This is a genomic window from Galbibacter kalidii, from assembly GCF_026241135.1.
Lineage (GTDB): Bacteria > Bacteroidota > Bacteroidia > Flavobacteriales > Flavobacteriaceae > Galbibacter.
This window is the reverse complement of record NZ_JAPFGA010000011.1, coordinates 82939-100499: the sequence shown is the minus strand read 5'-3', so window position 1 is coordinate 100499 and position 17561 is coordinate 82939. Positions and strand designations below refer to the sequence as shown.

The following is a 17561-nucleotide window of genomic DNA, read 5'->3' as shown; positions in this document are numbered from 1 at the left end:
TGACTTCTGACTTCTGACTTCTGACTTCTGACTTCTGACTTCTGACTTCTGACTTCTGACTTCTGACTTCTGACTTCTGACTTCTGACTTCTGACTTCTGACTTCTGACTTCTGACTTCTGACTTCTGACTTCCAAAACCCAAATATCAATTTTTAATCCATTTTGATTTGAACTCAACTATTGATTCTTTTTAAGCTTCTTCAAAATACGTCTGGCCCTTGCTTTAAAAGCGGCCGATTGTCTATAAAAATCACGTTCCAGGATCAAAATCAATTCAGGGTGGATCCAGTTGTAATCCCTTCCGAAGAGGAACAATACGGTCATCGAGTGGGCTTTTGGGGCTACTTTCTCGTCGTTGATCAGGCAATCAAGGCAAAATTCAATAATATGATCTATATGAGCGGATTTTAAATTTTGTTTTATAGGATTTTTATTGTTTTTGTAATAGGCTTCTGCCAGACACTCACATATTTTGGCCACAGGTCTAACAGCAGGATCTAAATGAACATGATGAATGTTTTTGGTGAAATGATTTAAGTGCGGAATGATAATTTCCAGCTTTTCCCTACATACGAACTCAAGAACCCATGCAGCACGGCAGGACACCTTGTCGTTTACCATAAACATAATCTGAAGCAGATTACCGACCAATTCCGGATTTGCAAGTACTTTCTTGGCATAAAAGACCCTTTTTTCCCGGGAATGATCAACATAACTCAGTTCGTTGTATAAAGCTTGAACAGTCAAATTCTTCTCATTATATATTTAGAGGATAGTTAAACCAAATTTCCAAAAAAATCAACAAACTCCCAATAGCCAAAACAAAGATCATTTGATAATTCCTATTAATTAATAACTTTTTAATTATCAATTTTGGCTCATGAATGTATCAAATGAGGCTCAATTTGTTTTTAATTTGAGCTCTATTCTGTTAATAATTGAGCTTAAAACAAACTTTAAGCTCACAAAAAATCTAAATACAGCTCAAAAATAGTTTAATTTGAGCTGTAATTTAATTACATTTGAGCTTTAAAGTAAAGGGAAACATGAAAAATAAAAATAGAATACTTACTTTTATTGATGCCCATCCTTCATTATCATCTAAAGAAATACACCAAGGGGTAGGCTTGGATATTAGTTATGCGACAACGAAAAGGTTACTTACTAAGCTGATCGCAGATAGACTTATTGAGACTTCCGGGAAAGGAAAATCTACTGTATATAAAGTCGCTCCTTCATTTGAATTATTACGGTTTATTGATGTTGAAGAATACTATAAAAAGGAAATCGATGAAAGAGATATTAAGTCGGGATTTAATTTTCATTTGATAACTAAAACATTGTATCAAGTAAATTTGTTTTCAGAGGAAGAGCTCCAGCACTTACGGGACCTGCAGGCACATTTCAAAGAGAATAGTAGTCAACTGAGTGAAAATGAATTTAACAAAGAAATGGAGCGCTTAGCCATTGACTTGAGTTGGAAATCTTCAGAGATAGAAGGAAATACCTATTCTTTGCTGGAAACCGAAAGGTTGTTGAAAGAAAAAATAACAGCTGAAGGCAAGGCTAAAGATGAAGCGATCATGCTTCTTAATCATAAGGAAGCCTTAGATTTTATACTTGCTTATCCAGACTATTTGAGGAGTTTGACAATTAGCAAGATTGAAAATATTCATAGTATTCTGGTAAAGGATTTAGGAATCGATCGTAATATTAGAAAGCGAAGAGTGGGTATTTCCGGAACAAACTACCGTCCGTTGGACAATGAGTTTCAGATAAAAGAGGTTTTGCATAATATGTGCGAACTGGTGAATTCAAAGAAAAGTGTATTTGAAAAAGCGTTACTTGTCTTGGTTCTACTTTCTTATATTCAGCCGTTTAATGACGGAAATAAAAGAACTGCTCGTATTGTAAGCAATGCTGTATTGGTAGATAATAAATACTGCCCAGTCTCATTCAGGACAATAGATTCTATTGAATATAAAAAAGCGATGCTGTTATTTTATGAACAGAATAATATAACTGCCTTTAAGACTATTTTTATGGAGCAGTTTGAATTTGCTGTAAACACTTATTTTTAGACGAGTTCAATGTAAAACCCTTACATAACTCAGTTCGTTGTATAAGGCTAGAACAGTCAATTTTTTCTTGTTATTATTTTAAAAAAAGAGCCACTCCTCCCCAACATTAAACCTTGAATTTGAAACTTTCAACCTTCAATCTTCAACCTTCAATCTTCAACCATATCCTGCCTGCCTACTGCTCATTTCTTCTTCCCCCGTATCATAGCCTCCAGTTGATCCCACAGATGCTCGGGAATAGCTTCCAATATGTTGAATTGTCCGGCGCCTTTCAGCCATTCACCTCCGTCTAGGGTAATGACTTCCCCGTTGAGGTACGCACTGAAATCAGAAACCATATAAGCGGCTAGGTTAGCCAATTCCTGATGTTCTCCAACTCTTTTTAGGGGTACTTTTTTAGCTAGATCGAATTTTTCCTTTAGATCACCCGGCAATAACCGGTCCCAAGCCCCTTTGGTAGGGAAAGGTCCCGGGGCTATGGCGTTGAACCGCATACCGTACTTTGCCCATTCAACGGCAAGACTTCTGGTGAGCGCCAAAACCCCTGCTTTGGCTGTAGCCGATGGCACCACATAAGCCGAACCTGTCCAGGCATAGGTGGTAACAATATTGAGGACATTGGTGTTTTTTTGTTTGCTGTTTATCCAGTGTTTGCCGAAAGCCAACGTACAGTTTTTAGTGCCTTTTAAGACAATATCGATAATGGTGTCAAAAGCGTTGGCGGACAAGCGTTCGGTGGGGGAGATGAAATTTCCTGCGGCATTGTTAAGCAAAACATCTGCTTTTCCAAAGTTTTCCATCACTTGTTTGTGCATGGCTTCCACCTCGTCATAGTTGCGCACGTCGCAGGCAACGGGCAAACATGTTCCCCCGGTTTCTGCTTCCAGTTCTTTGGCGGTGTTTTTCAGTTTTTCCAAACTCCGGGAGGTGATGGCCACTTTGGCGCCCAATTCCATAAAATATTTGGACATGGCCTTGCCCAATCCGCTTCCGCCACCGGTTACCACTATGTTTTTGCCTTCGAGTGCTCCGTCGCGAAGCATTTTATCTGTATAGTTCATTTTTATTTTGTTAACTGTTAATAGGAATTCAGTTGATGTTCATCCAAATATTATTCAAGATCAGCAAAATCAAGCTGACTAAAAATAAAAGCTAAATTTTGTAAATCTTCAATACCTGCCTTTTTTATATTTTATATGTCTATTATATATTGGTTTTCTTCTGACTCCTGACTTCCAACTTCAATCATCAATCAGAACCTCTAAAATTTTAATGGCAGCCTCACTGATTTTTGTCCCCGGACCGAAAACAGCTATGGCACCTGCATCAAAGAGATACTGGTAATCCTGTTTCGGGATAACGCCACCGACGATGACCATAATATCATCCCTTTGGTATTCTTTTAGGGCTTCGATCACTTGCGGAACCAGGGTTTTATGTCCCCCGGCCAGGGAGGATATCCCCAAAACGTGTACATCGTTTTCCACGGCCTGTTTGGCAGCTTCCTGAGGGGTTTGGAAGAGCGGACCGATATCCACGTCAAACCCGATATCTGCATAAGCGGTAGCCACTACTTTGGCACCACGGTCGTGTCCGTCTTGTCCGATTTTTGCAATCATAATACGAGGCCTTCTCCCGTCTTGTTCTGCAAAACGATCGGCCATTTGTCGGGCTTTTTCAAAGCTTTTGTCTTTATCTATCTCTTTTGAATACACGCCGCTAAAGGATTGAATTTTGGCTTTATACCTGCCGTAGACCTTTTCCATAGCCGTTGAAATCTCGCCCAACGTAGCTCGGTTTCTGGCAGCTTCTACGGCTAAAGATAACAAATTCCCGCGGAGGCGTGAATCTCCTCCACGCGACTCCTTCGCCGTCTCACTCAATTTCTTCAATGAAGAGGCTACTTTATTCTCATCCCGTTCGGCTTTGAGTTTTTCCAAACGCTCGATTTGCTGCCGACGAACGGACTGATTGTCAATCTCCAATACTTGTAGTGGTTCTTCCTCTTCAACTTTGTATTTGTTCACGCCTACAATAATGTCCTGTCCGCTGTCGATACGTGCTTGTTTTTCGGCTGCGGCCTGTTCGATACGCATTTTTGGGATTCCGGCTTCAATGGCTTTGGTCATTCCGCCGAGTTCTTCAATTTCTTCGATCAATTCCCAGGCTTTTTTAGCAATTTCATGGGTAAGGCTTTCCACATAATAACTTCCCGCCCAAGGATCGACGGTTTTTGTCATCAGGGTTTCTTCCTGAAGGAACATTTGCGTGTTTCTCGCTATTCTTGCTGAAAAGTCAGTCGGAAGGGCAATGGCCTCGTCTAAAGCGTTGGTGTGTAGTGATTGCGTACCGCCAAAAACGGCAGCTGTGGCTTCAATGCAAGTCCGAGCCACATTATTGAAAGGATCCTGTTCGGTAAGGCTCCAGCCACTGGTCTGGCAGTGTGTTCGCAGCTTGAGTGACTTTTCTTTCTTCGGACTGAATTGCTTGACCAGTTTTGTCCAAAGCATTCTCCCGGCGCGCATTTTGGCGATTTCCATAAAATGGTTCATCCCGATGCCCCAAAAGAACGACAGGCGAGGGGCAAAGGCATCTATGTCCAGTCCCGCCTCAATCCCGGTTTTGATGTATTCCAATCCGTTGGCTAGGGTGTATGCCAATTCGATATCTGCGGTAGCTCCCGCCTCTTGCATATGGTATCCCGAAATACTGATGCTGTTGAATTTTGGCATGTGCTTTCCGGTGTATTCAAAAATATCGGCAACAATCTTCATGGAAGGTGTGGGGGGATAGATATAGGTGTTCCGCACCATAAACTCCTTTAAAATATCGTTTTGGATGGTGCCCGACAGTTTTTCCGGGGAGACGCCCTGCTCTTCAGCAGCCACAATATAAAAAGCCATGATGGGCAATACAGCACCGTTCATGGTCATGGAAACGGACATTTTATCCAAAGGAATCTGATCGAACAGTATCTTCATATCCTCAACCGAATCGATGGCGACTCCGGCTTTCCCGACATCACCTTGTACACGGGGGTGATCGGAATCATAGCCGCGGTGTGTGGCAAGATCAAAGGCCACGGAAAGTCCTTTTTGCCCTGCTTTCAGGTTTCTTCTATAGAAAGCGTTACTTTCTTCTGCAGTAGAAAAACCGGCATATTGCCTGATGGTCCAAGGCCTTTTTACATACATAGTACTATATGGACCTCTGAGGAAAGGAGGAAAACCAGCCGCAAAATGAAGGTGATCAACTTTATCAACATCTTCTTTGTCGTAAACTGATTTTACACTGATTTTCTCTGCAGTACTGTGATTGGAAATCCCATTGCTTCCATCATTTTCTTTTTTGGAATTTGGAATTTGAGATTTGACATCTTCTAAGGTGATATGTTGCAGGTTCCTCCGTTGTTTCACAAGAATAAATTTATATTAAAAACTTCATTTTAACTTGATTACATAATTAAGCAAATAATCACTACTTCTTAAAAGCTATTGATTTATTCATTTCCTTCAGTTGAGGCAATTGCCTTGACCATACTATATCCCTCTATGAGGGTGGGTGTTCGTCTTTTAATCGTTTTTGCTCTACGGATTCTGCCAATCGACTTTCAATAATGGGTTCGAGAAGCGTCTTTCGGGCTTCGGTTTTTACAAAAGGGTACAATTCCAATTCGTTTTCCATCCGGTCTGTCGGATTCTGGTATTTGTTAGTACCCACCAATATCTTTTCGTTGGCATGAAACCCTTTTTGTTCGCTTGCAGCTGTTTCTTTTATTTTTTTCTGAATGATATGGTCTTTCAGTTGTGACAGAAAACCGCCGCCGGCTTCTATTTGCTTAAAAAGTGTGAGGGCTTTTTCGGCGAGTTCTTTGATGAGGGATTCTATGTAATAAGCTCCATCAGTGGGGTTTTGAACCTTGTCGAAATAACTTTCATGTTTTAAAATCAACAGTTGATTCCGCGCAATGCGACTACCAAATTCGTTGTCTTTGTGGTATATGGCGTCATACGGAAGCGTACAGATGGTATTTGCTCCGCCAAGGACAGCGCTCATGGATTCGGTGGTGGTACGCAACATATTTACGTTGTAATCATACAGGGTTTTGTTACGCTTTGTAGACGTACAAAAAAGTTGACAATCATTCTCGATATTGTATTCCCCCGCAAGGGTTTTCCAAAGTAGCCGGAGGGCTTTCAGTTTTGCTATTTCAAAAAAATAATTACTTCCTATGGCTGTTTTAAAACAGAAAGAAACGGGGTTTCCTCCTGAAAGATTCAGATATTCATTGGCATGTGCCATGGCATAAGCCAATTGCTGAACAATATCAGCCCCCGCATTTTGGTAGAGGGAAGTCTCAATCGTTGTAGTAGTTTTAAATTCTGAAGCTTTAGCGAGTAGCTTTTGAAGCTGACAAAAAACATCGATATCCTTTTTCATGTTGAAGTACCAGTTCCCGCTTCGTGCCAGATGTCCGACGATATCCAGATGATAGTGAATATCAGCTTTTGTATCAGAAAAAAAATGGATAAGCTTTTCAGTAAAACCAACAGATAAAAAGTGAGGTTCAATATGGATAGCGATTGTTTCAAACGGAAAATCATCAAAGAGGGCATCCAGTTGAATGTCTTCCTTCGGAATGGTGAAAAGAATGCTTTCTGCCCCTTTCCCTACAGCTTGCAAGGCTTTTTTGTTGGCTACGAGAGCATTTCCGGCATAGATTTTTTCGCAGATATTCCAGGAAGCAACCGGAGTAGGGGCTAAAGAATCCTTCAGGTCTTCAGCACTGTAAAAAGGTTTGATGTTGATACCTTCGGGCGTTTTGGTGACGAGGGTTTCGTTGTAGTCGGCTCCTTCAAGTTCAGACTGTATCTTTTGTTTCCACTGTTTTGCGGGAATCTCTTGAAATTCGCTAAATAGTGAATGCTTCATTCGGTTTGGTTTTATTGTTTCTTCGGAATAATAAAAATTAATCCGATTGTCCGTAATCAATCATAAATCACTGTCTCTTCGATCATTATCAATATTCAAAATATATTTTGAATTGAAGATACTAAGCAAAGCTTGTCGAGAGGTCATTGATTTTAATGTCATTTAAAAATGAGGTCTCGACTGCGCTCGACCGGACAATAAGTTATTCATATGAACGATTGTATATATCCAAAATCAATCTTTTAAACTGTCTTTGTATTCAATGATATAGATTTCTTCACCTTCCTTTTTGAGATAGTACTTCTCCCGGGCAAATTTCTCCAGTTCTTCCTTGTCGTTTAACTTTTTCAAAGCCTCTTTATCCTTTTCTATTTCTTGTTGAAGATGTGTTTTTTGTTCCTTCAGTTTTTCAATTTCCTTGTTCAGCTCCCTATGTGTGAACCACCAGGAGTTGGTATCAAAAAAGAGCATCCAAACCACAAAAACCGTGAGTACCAACACGTAGATATTGCTGAAGAATTTAAACCATTTGGTGTTTTTTATTTCTCTAAGCGTCATAATTACAAAAGGCGTTCATTTATAATGGTCTTTACAATATCAACGGCAACGGTATTGTATCTATTGTTGGGAATGATGATATCGGCAAATTCTTTTGTAGGCTCTATAAATTGTTGGTGCATGGGCTTGAGGGTATTTTGGTAGCGTTGCAACACTTCCTCAATATCCCTTCCTCTTTCCGAAATGTCCCTTCGGATCCTGCGGATGAGGCGCTCGTCTGAATCGGCGTGGACAAAAACTTTGATATCGAACAGTTCCCGCAGTTTGGTATGGGTAAAAATCAGGATCCCTTCAATGATCATTACTTTTCTGGGGTGTGTAACAATGGTGTCTTCCGTACGGTTGTGTTTGACGAAAGAATAAACAGGTTGCTCTATGATTTTTCCTTTTTTTAGCACTTTTAAGTGCTCGTATAGCAAATCAAAATCGATAGCCCTTGGATGGTCAAAATTGATTTTGGTACGCTCTTCATATGATAGGTGGGAAACATCCCTGTAATAAGAATCCTGAGAGATAACACCGACTTCGGTTTCAGGAAGCTCGTTTATAATTTGGTTCACCACGGTTGTTTTTCCACAACCGGTGCCCCCGGTAATCCCAATAATGAGCATAAAGTTATATTTTTCACAAAAATACGAATTAAAAGTATTTTTTTAGGCTTATTGATAACTCAAATTCCAAAATTCAAACCCTGCCCTGATCTCTCCAATTAACCAGTTAACCCATTAGCGCAATTAACCCATCACCAAACCTTAAATCTTCAATTTTAAATCTAAAACTCAATACTGACATCTAAATACTTCTGTTTATATTTGTTTTTTCATACTAAGAATACTACAATTACCTACACATTTGACCACATACAATAGTTTGATATCGGATTTTAAAAAAATGTTTTACAGGGATGAGAACAGTAGTCTTGTATTGCATATTTTTTGGAACAGTTTGTTTATCGGCTTCTTTCTTTTGCCGTTGGATATCAACCTGCCAACACCGTTTTTTATGCTGTCTATTGTATTGGGGATTGTAAATATTTTTCAATCCCCCAGGAATTTTATTTCTGACAACAGACCCTTGTTGCTTTTCCCGTTGTACTTTGTGGTAATGTGTTTGAGTTTGATATATACGGATAACCTGTCCGACGGTTGGGCACTTATACAACGTTCCTTGACGCTGCTCTTGTTTCCGGTGATTTTTCTGTTTGTAAAAGAAGATGTGCTTACGGTCAGGAAGCTGTTCAGCTTTTTGCTGATGGGTTTGGTAGTGTCTTTTTATATCAATTTTGCCTGGGCTGCTAACGATGCCTGGTTGGTAGTAAAAAATAGTACCCCTGACGAAAGTTCCCTTAGGCAGGTTCAGTTATTTTTCAGTTCTTTTCACGATGGATGGGATTACTTTATGGGATCACAGTTCTCAAGGTTGATCAGTCCCAGTTATGTGTCGCTCTATATCTTGTTGGTGCTGAGTTATTATCTAAAAAAACCACTGGAAACCGGACTGCAATTCTTTATTCTGATCGTCTTGTTCTTGTATTTATTTCTTTTAGCGTCCAGGGCAGCCTATTTGATATTGGCAATCATGTCACTGATGCTGATCTTCAATATATCAGATACCGGAAAACGATATACCATGTTTATTGTCTTTATACTTGGATTGATCGTGTTTTTGAAGCATCCACGGATATTTGAAAGCACAAATCCGGGAGAATACAATGCCACCATTACCGAAAAAGCACGTTTAAAAGTTTGGGATTCGGGCTTGGAGGTTGTTTTGTCACAACCTTTGTTTGGTTACGGAGTGGGAGATGCCAATGATGTGCTGATTGAAAAGTATAAGGAATTGGGGTATCAAGAAAACTATGAGAACAGATACAATGCCCATAATCAGTTTTTACAGACCTGGATGCAGATGGGAATACCCGGTTTGGCGATTATGATAAGTATTTTTGTCATACTGGCAAGCAGGATGCGGCGGAGTAGCAATGAGTTTTCCGTTTTCCTGATTTTATTTATATCCCTTTTCTTTGAGTCGATGTTGGTTCGTTTCAACGGAATCGTGTTCCTGTCCATCATAATCCCATTACTTCTTAAAAAACGAAGCATCCTAAGCAGTAGGATTATTAGGAATGAATAATGGGGATTCAAATACCAAATTCCAAGCACCAAATTCCAAGCACCAAATTCCAAGCACCAAATTCCAAGCACCAAATTCCAAGCACCAAATTCCAAGCACCAAATTCCAAAACTTTGAACCTTGAACATTAAACTTTGAATAACTACTCCCAACCACAACATAACTTGATAACTTCATAGCTCCATAACTTAATTGACCAAACCTTCAATCTTAAATTTTCAACAGTCAACAGTCAACAGTCATCGGTCATCCGTCACCCGACTTCCCAATCACCCAATTAACCATTAACTAATAACGATCAACCAATCACCCCGTCATCCGTCTTCCAACCACTCAACCACAACATAACTCCATAACATGATAACTCCGTAACAACCCAATTAACTAATACACAGTTAACCAATTAACCGAATCAACTCAATCACCCCAATCACTTCACTACTTCATATTCCCAAAGAAACCCTATTTTTACACACTCAACAATAAAGGCATATGACAGACAGATATAAAATAGCAGTCATTGGGCTGGGATATGTGGGTTTGCCCCTTGCGGTGGAATTTGCAAAAAAAGGATTTTCGGTACTCGGATTCGATATCAACCCTACGAGAGTGTCGGAGTTAAGGGGTGGTACAGACCTGACCGAAGAGGTGTCGGATGAAGAATTACAACAGGCTAATAATTTGGTGTATAGTGCCGATGAAAAAGATCTGTCCGACTACAATATTTATATCGTGACTGTACCCACTCCGGTGAATGAATTCAAACAACCCGATTTAGAACCACTTTTAACCGCCAGTGCGACGGTAGGTAAATACTTGAAGGCAGATGATATCGTTATTTACGAATCCACTACTTATCCCGGTTGTACTGAGGATGACTGTGTTCCGGTATTGGAGAAGGTGAGCGGATTGACTTTCAACAAAGATTTCTTCTGTGGGTATTCGCCGGAAAGGATCAATCCCGGGGATAAGAAAAGAAGGCTGCGGAATATCGTTAAGGTAACCTCAGGGAGTACCCCGGAAATTGCGGAAACGGTAGATAAGCTATATAACAGTATTATTGAAGTGGGAACCCACAAGGTCTCCAGTATCAAAGTAGCAGAAGCTTCAAAAATTATAGAGAACACCCAAAGGGATATTAATATTTCTTTGATCAACGAACTCGCATTGATTTTCGACCGTATCGGGATCGACACCGTTGAGGTTTTGGAAGCAGCCGGCACCAAATGGAATTTCCTGCCCTTCCGGCCCGGACTTGTGGGTGGGCATTGCATTGGGGTAGATCCCTATTATCTGACGCATAAAGCCGAAATGGTGGGCTATCATCCGCAGGTTATCCTCTCGGGAAGGCGTATCAATAATAATATGGGCGTTTTTATCGCCAATAAGATCGTTAAACTGATGGTGAAAAACGAGCTACCCGTAAAAAATGCCAAGGCTTTGGTTCTGGGGATCACCTTTAAGGAAAACTGTCCGGATGTACGGAATTCAAGAGTCATCGATGTGATTCGTGAACTTAAGGGCTTTGGGATGCAGGTCGATACCTACGACCCTTATGCTGACAAGGGAGAAGTGAAAAAATATTACGGTGTCGAATTGATAGATAAAATTACAGATAAATACCAAGCGATAGTTTTGGCCATTGGCCATCATCAGTTTGCCGGGTTAAACCTAGAAGACATCAAAGCAAACACAGACACTATCGTTTATGATGTAAAAAGCTTTTTGCCCAAAGGGTTAGTGACGGCGAGGTTGTAAACAAATTCCAAAGAGCCAAGCACCAAATTCCAAGGCAAACGCATCATATTTTCAGCAACCTTTCTGTTAAACATCTCGCCCCTAACGGGGCTAAAGTTCGTAGGACTGGAATATTTATAGTAAAATATTAAGCTGCAAACAGACTTAAACCCGGTAGGGGTGACATAAATTGTTACGGATATTACCTTAAGACTTATAGGGAAAGCAGTAAGAGGGATAAAACAGCTTTTCCAAAGTTTAAAACTTTGGAAAAGTTTGTTGTCCAAAACCAAAAACATTCAAAATTCAACATTAAAATTGATCTTTTTTCAAAATTGTACTTCCCTAAATAGAATTGACCGATATTCAAAACTTTTAACTTCGTACTTCAGTCATCCATTATTACAGTAAATTTGATTATTTTCGGTAATATTCTAAAAAGTGTTGGCAGACCCTGGTTGATATGATGGATTTTAAAAATATACAGTAGAAAAATGAACTTATCTGAAATTAAAAATAGTGAAGTTGTTGTCTTCAAGCCGGAAAGCGGGCAGACTGAATTTCAGGTGTTGCTTGATAGTGAACACGATACGGTTTGGGCGACTGAACAGCAAATAATGGACTTGTTTGGTAAAGCAAGGAGGACAATTGAGTATCACATTAAAAACATTTATGAAGAAGGTGAACTTGATAAAAAGTCAACTTGGCGAAAATTTCGCCAAGTTCAAAAAGAAGGAAAGAGAGAAGTATCCAGAAAAGTTCCTATTTACAACCTAGATGTCATAATTTCAGTTGGATACCGTGTTAAATCCAAAGTAGGTATTGAGTTCAGAAAATGGGCAACTCAAAAACTCAAAGAATATTTATTAAAAGGATACTCCATAAATCAGGAATTACTTAAAAAAGAGAAAAACAAAGTTTCTGTTTTACAAGAAGAACTAAACACCTTAAGCGAAGAGTTGCTTGAAACACAAAAAACACTTACTAGCGGTTTGTTGTCAATAATTTCACACTATTCAAAATCCTTCGAATTACTTGACAAATATGACAAAGACGAACTATCTTCAGAAAACCTGAACAAAGATGTAATCTATGTCATCAACTATGAGGATGTCAAAAAAGCAATTCAAAAGCTTAAGTCCGACCTCATTGAAAAAGGAGAAGCCGGTGATCTTTTTGGCAACGAGAAAGATGATTCATTTAAGGGGATTTTGGGAAGCGTGTCGCAAACCGTTTTTGGTGAGTTGGCCTATCCAACAATTGAGGAGCAAGCAGTTCAACTGCTGTACTCGATCATCAAAGGACATCCATTTAGTGATGGAAACAAGCGTATTGGTTCATTCATTTTTGTTTGGTTTCTTGAGCTAAACAAATATCACCGAAACGAAAAAGGAGAAAGAAAAATTAATGACAATACCCTCGTAACTTTAGCTTTAGCAGTTGCACAAAGCCTTCCTGAACAAAGAGAAACAATTCAAAAACTAATAATGAATTTAATCAAAAACTAAACCGATTTCTTATTTCGTAACTCCAACTTTCAAACACCCAACCTTGAACTTTGAGCAATTCCCTGCCACTGAAAACTACATAACACCATAACATGATAGCTTCGTAACTCCCGATTCAATCTTCAATTTTAGATCTTCAACTACCCTTGTCACCCGTCCCCGGTCGTCCGACTTCCCAATCACTCAATTAACTAGTTAACCCAATTAACATAATCATTTCATCGACGTCCTACATCCTGAAACCCTATATCAACCAAAAACAAAGCCCTAAACCTTTAATCTTCAATTTTAAATCTTCAACCACCCAACCAATCCAACACCCAATTAACCATTAACTAATAACAATTAACTAATAACAATTAACCAGTTAACCGAATAATCAAATAACCCATTAACCCAAATCCCAAAACTCCCGACTCCGTATTTATTTTTTCAAGAATAATGCAATAAACAGCACTATTATAAGGTTTTAAACTGTTATGCGTAGTGAAAAAGCTATTTAGTGTGTTAAAATGCACTTTTATATTCAAGTATTAAAAAAAATGTTTATTTTTACTTAAAAAAGAGCTGTATAATGCACTTTGATAATTTAATTAAAATCATAAAAGAGCGAAGGGAAACGTTGCATGTTACCCAGGAAATGTTGGCTGAAATTTCCGGAGTGGGTTTGCGCACCTTAAAAACTTTTGAAAGTGGTAAAGGTAACCCAACGGCGGAAACACTCAAAAAGTTAGCTGATGCCCTGGGATTGGAACTTACATTTCATATTAAAAAAATGGGAACTGATCAATGAGACAGGCAGAGGTAATTTATAAAAAGGAATTAGCCGGAATATTAACACAGCTGGATGATGGAAGTTTTATTTTTCGTTATCATGACCTTTGGTATAACAATTCCGGAAAACCTGCAATTAGTCTTACACTGCCCAAACGCCGACAAGAGTATACATCGGAGTTTTTGTTTCCATTCTTTTACAATATGCTGCCGGAAGGATCGAACAAGCAAGTGGTCTGTTTTGAGCTTAGAATAGATCCAAAAGATGAGTTTGGATTATTGCTCGCTACGGCAAGGTTTGATACCATTGGTGCCATCCAAATAAAAAAGATAGACTAAATGAATGTAACGGAGTTGAAATATTGTCCGGGTTTGCTTAAAGAAGGGCATTCGGGGTATAGCAATGTTGCTTTGAAAAATGTATTTCAAGGGAAGAAAGTAAGTCCGATTTTATCCTATGAATCCCCCGCAAGTAATATTGATGCAGCTTTATTTGTTGATAATAGAAAACGGATGTCCATATCCGGTGTTCAGGAAAAGTTTTCTGTTCTCTTGGACAAAAACCAAATTCGTTTGATTCGGGAAGGGGAACAAGGAACCTATATTTTAAAACCCATTCCCAATGTTGGTAAAAATACGGATCAGATGCCGGCCAATGAGCATGTAACCATGCAAATAGCCCGGCAGGTTTTTGGTATTGAAACAGCAGCAAACGCTTTGATGTTTTTTAAGAATGGAGATCCGGCTTATATTACTAAGCGCTTTGATGTTAAAGAAAATGGCGAAAAACTGGCCCAGGAAGATTTTGCCTCTTTAGCAGGCAGAACACCACAAACATATGGTGGAAATTATAAGTATTTGGGAAGTTATTCAGAGCTGTTTGACCTTTTAAAGAAGTTTGTGCCGGCCTATCAGATTGAAGCAATCAAACTGTTCAAACTGATGCTTTTTAATTATTTGATGTCCAATGGTGATGCACACTTTAAAAATTTCTCCCTTATAGAAACACCACAAGGGGATTTTAAATTGAGCCCTGCTTACGATTTATTAAACAGTAGAATCCATATAGAGGATAGGGATTTTGCATTAGAGGAAGGTCTTTTACCTCTTAGCTTGACAAAAGGTAAAGTAAAAGATCAGTTTTTCAAATTGGGAGAATTATCCGGTATTTCCGAAAAGCAAGTTCAAAAGGTTTATAAAGATATGACAAGCCGGGAAGAAAAAGTATTAGGGCTGATCGATGTTTCATATTTAAGCGATAAGATAAAGCGAAACTACAGGCAAGCTTATCAAACCAGATTGAAAAAATTGTTAAGGGAATAATTTTTAACGATTAACCAATTTTGGAATTTGCCCGCCTGACCGGATGGACAGGGTGCTTGGGATTTAATACAAAAGCACAGTTCATTTCGAATCTCTTCAAAAAAAAAGACAGTGCCCAATAGGCAGATTTCTCTCCCGATCTACGGTTGGGATCTAAATGACTTCTAACTTTCGACTTCGTGCTCCCGACCTCCCCACTTCCTTCAATTAACCAATTAACCTTTTTTTGCCTACTGAAAATGCTTCAGCAGCATACGACAAGCCCCTCGTTGTCTACTTCCGACTCCCGACTCCAACCACAACATAACAACCCCATAACTTCGGTCCCCGCCCCCGTGGCCCCATCATCGGTCACCCGACTTCCCAATCACTCAATTAACTAGTTAACCCAATTAACATAATCATTTCATCGACGTCCTACGTCCTAAAACCCTATATCAACCAAAAACAAAGCCCTAAACCTTTAATCTTCAATTTTAAATCTTCAACTACCCATATCATCCGTCTCCAACCATCCAACCAATCCAACACCCAATTAACCATTAACTAATAACAATTAACCAACCGCACAACCAGAACATAACCCCATAACATGATAACTTCATAACAACCTAACCAAAAAAACATTTGTCCACCGAAATGATTCTCGTATTTTTGTTGGCTGACGTTGAGATAATAAGAATGAATAAAATTGTAAATGCAATATTGAGTGGAGGTTTTGGTACCCGTCTATGGCCATTGTCAAGACCGGAAAAACCAAAACAGTTTTTGCAGCTATTTGGAGATCGATCTCTCTTTCAGCATACAGTATTGCGAAATGCCGATCTTGTGGATGCCAATATGATCTTGACTAATGAGAGCCATTATAAAATGGCAACGGAGCAGATGCAAGAATTGGATAAACAATTCGATTACAAAGTACTAGAACCGGTAGCGCGGAATACCGCCCCGGCCATTACTTTGGCAACTTTATCGGTTGACAAGGATGATATACTGTTTGTGACGCCCAGTGATCATATGATATCGGATAAGGATGTGTATGATAAATGTGTCAAAGAAGCGGTCGAATTGGCTGCAAAAGGTTTTTTGGTGACTTTCTCTATAAAACCAACCTATCCTGAAACCGGTTATGGTTATATTGAATACAAAGGAAACGAGGTACTCAGTTTCCGGGAGAAACCTGATGCTAAAACAGCAAAGGAATTTGTGGAAAGTGGTAGGTTTAATTGGAACAGCGGAATGTTCTGTTTTAAAGCAGGGACTTTTTTAAACGAAATCAAAAAATACAGCCCTGAAATATATACCAAATCGGTAGAAGCCTATCAAAAAGGAATTACTAAAGAAACCATGAGTGCCATCCCTGAAGACAGTGTGGATTATGCCGTTTTTGAAAAAAGTGACCGGGTTAAAACGGTGCTTTCTGATTTTAGTTGGAGCGATATGGGAACTTTTGATTCTTTGATGGATTATTTTTTATCTAATGATAAAGAAGACCTTGTTAAAACTATTAAAGGAACAGGTGTTAAGAATTGCCATGCCTTAAGTAAAAAGATGGTGTTGGGAGTTGGAATTAAGGACTTGATAGTTATAGAAACGGAAGATACTATTTTAGTGTTGCCGAAGGGGGAGGGGCAGAAGGTGAAGAACATATTTAATGAATATGGAGAGGCTTAATTCTTTTTATAATGTTGCGATAGAAGCTGCAGTAAGGGGAGGCAAGGAAATTATTGAGATATATAACGAAGGCTTTAGTGTTAAAGAAAAAGCGGATCAATCACCTTTAACTGAAGCAGATGAGACTTCTAACAGGGTGATTAATTCTTTTTTGAAGAAGACTGGAATTCCGATTATAAGTGAGGAAAATAAGCAAATTGATTATTCGGAAAGGAAAAACTGGGATGAGTGCTGGATTGTTGACCCTTTGGATGGTACCAAGGAATTCATTAAAAAAAATGGGGAGTTTACAGTCAATATCGCTTTGATAAAAAAAGGATATCCTGTATTCGGAGTAATCTATGTCCCAGTAACAAGGGAATTGTATATAGGAGATGTTAAAGAAGGGAAATCCTATAAAATAATTTTGAGTAAGGAACATCGGCTTCCTCAGGAATTGTTTATAGAAGAACATAGAATTTTCCCTTCAAAGATTGAAGGTCTTATCAGGATATTGGGAAGTCGTTCCCACATGAATGAGCTTACTAAAGAGTATATAGAAGAGCTAAAACAGCAAAATCCTGATAAGAAAATGGAAATTGTTTCCATTGGGAGTTCCTTAAAATTTTGTTTGGTAGCAGAGGGGAAAGCAGATGTTTACCCCCGTTTTGCCCCTACTATGGAATGGGATACCGCTGCCGGACAGGCGATATGCGAAGCCGTAGGGCTTAAGGTAATAGACAGACAAACCCAAAAACCGATGAAATATAACAGGGAAAACCTTTTAAATAATTATTTTTTAGTTGGTAAATAAAACAAATCAGCAGTAAAAGACCTTCAAGGTTTTCAAAATCTTGAAGG

Annotated in this window: 15 protein-coding genes; 9 read left to right on the top strand and 6 right to left on the bottom strand. The window is 39.0% G+C overall.

Going from position 1 to position 17561, the window contains the following annotated elements:
- Positions 1–178 precede the first annotated feature (178 nt).
- Complete coding sequence (locus OOZ15_RS12195) at positions 179–748, bottom strand: adenylosuccinate lyase (RefSeq protein ID WP_265956696.1); 570 nt, start codon at positions 746–748, stop codon at positions 179–181.
- Positions 749–1047: 299 nt separating this feature from the next.
- On the opposite strand from OOZ15_RS12195, the gene OOZ15_RS12190 reads away from it, so the two are divergent.
- A complete protein-coding gene (locus OOZ15_RS12190; RefSeq protein WP_265956695.1) occupies positions 1048–2082 on the top strand; it encodes a Fic family protein in 1035 nt (344 codons plus the stop codon).
- A 182-nt stretch (positions 2083–2264) separates the two neighbouring features.
- Here the strand turns inward: OOZ15_RS12190 and OOZ15_RS12185 are convergent, their stop codons facing one another.
- The 5 genes from OOZ15_RS12185 to udk all read right to left on the bottom strand — a co-directional run bounded on the left by OOZ15_RS12185 (position 2265) and on the right by udk (position 8183).
- On the bottom strand, positions 2265–3143 hold the full coding sequence (locus OOZ15_RS12185) for an SDR family oxidoreductase (protein ID WP_265956694.1): 879 nt from the start codon (positions 3141–3143) through the stop codon (positions 2265–2267).
- A 180-nt stretch (positions 3144–3323) separates the two neighbouring features.
- Positions 3324–5498: a methylmalonyl-CoA mutase gene (scpA, locus tag OOZ15_RS12180; protein ID WP_265956693.1), complete on the bottom strand. Its 2175-nt coding sequence runs from the start codon at positions 5496–5498 to the stop codon at positions 3324–3326.
- A gap of 133 nt (positions 5499–5631) precedes the next feature.
- Positions 5632–7014 (bottom strand): methylmalonyl-CoA mutase subunit beta, encoded by a 1383-nt coding sequence (locus OOZ15_RS12175; RefSeq protein WP_265956692.1) that lies wholly within the window; start codon positions 7012–7014, stop codon positions 5632–5634.
- A gap of 234 nt (positions 7015–7248) precedes the next feature.
- Positions 7249–7572 (bottom strand): FtsB family cell division protein, encoded by a 324-nt coding sequence (locus OOZ15_RS12170; protein WP_265956691.1) that lies wholly within the window; start codon positions 7570–7572, stop codon positions 7249–7251.
- Between the two features lie 2 nt (positions 7573–7574).
- Positions 7575–8183 carry a uridine kinase gene (udk, locus tag OOZ15_RS12165; protein ID WP_265956690.1) on the bottom strand — a complete coding sequence of 203 codons (609 nt, stop codon included), beginning with the start codon at positions 8181–8183 and terminating at the stop codon, positions 7575–7577.
- Between the two features lie 280 nt (positions 8184–8463).
- On the opposite strand from udk, the gene OOZ15_RS12160 reads away from it, so the two are divergent.
- The 8 genes from OOZ15_RS12160 (at position 8464) to cysQ (ending at position 17514) form a co-directional block, all read left to right on the top strand.
- Positions 8464–9705 carry an O-antigen ligase family protein gene (locus OOZ15_RS12160; RefSeq protein WP_265956689.1) on the top strand — a complete coding sequence of 414 codons (1242 nt, stop codon included), beginning with the start codon at positions 8464–8466 and terminating at the stop codon, positions 9703–9705.
- A 492-nt stretch (positions 9706–10197) separates the two neighbouring features.
- Complete coding sequence (locus OOZ15_RS12155) at positions 10198–11463, top strand: nucleotide sugar dehydrogenase (protein ID WP_265956688.1); 1266 nt, start codon at positions 10198–10200, stop codon at positions 11461–11463.
- A gap of 473 nt (positions 11464–11936) precedes the next feature.
- Complete coding sequence (locus tag OOZ15_RS12150; RefSeq protein ID WP_265956687.1) at positions 11937–12950, top strand: virulence RhuM family protein/type II toxin-antitoxin system death-on-curing family toxin; 1014 nt, start codon at positions 11937–11939, stop codon at positions 12948–12950.
- A 574-nt stretch (positions 12951–13524) separates the two neighbouring features.
- Positions 13525–13743: a helix-turn-helix domain-containing protein gene (locus tag OOZ15_RS12145; RefSeq protein WP_265956686.1), complete on the top strand. Its 219-nt coding sequence runs from the start codon at positions 13525–13527 to the stop codon at positions 13741–13743.
- Positions 13740–14063, top strand: a complete 324-nt coding sequence (locus OOZ15_RS12140) for a HipA N-terminal domain-containing protein (RefSeq protein WP_265956685.1) — start codon at positions 13740–13742, stop codon at positions 14061–14063. Before OOZ15_RS12145 ends, OOZ15_RS12140 begins: the two co-directional genes overlap by 4 nt.
- Entirely contained in the window at positions 14064–15047 is a 984-nt protein-coding gene (locus OOZ15_RS12135; RefSeq protein WP_265956684.1) for a type II toxin-antitoxin system HipA family toxin, read from the top strand.
- Positions 15048–15728: 681 nt separating this feature from the next.
- Positions 15729–16721: a mannose-1-phosphate guanylyltransferase gene (locus OOZ15_RS12130; RefSeq protein WP_265956683.1), complete on the top strand. Its 993-nt coding sequence runs from the start codon at positions 15729–15731 to the stop codon at positions 16719–16721.
- Entirely contained in the window at positions 16708–17514 is an 807-nt protein-coding gene (gene cysQ / locus OOZ15_RS12125; RefSeq protein ID WP_265956682.1) for a 3'(2'),5'-bisphosphate nucleotidase CysQ, read from the top strand. Before OOZ15_RS12130 ends, cysQ begins: the two co-directional genes overlap by 14 nt.
- Positions 17515–17561: the final 47 nt, after the last annotated feature.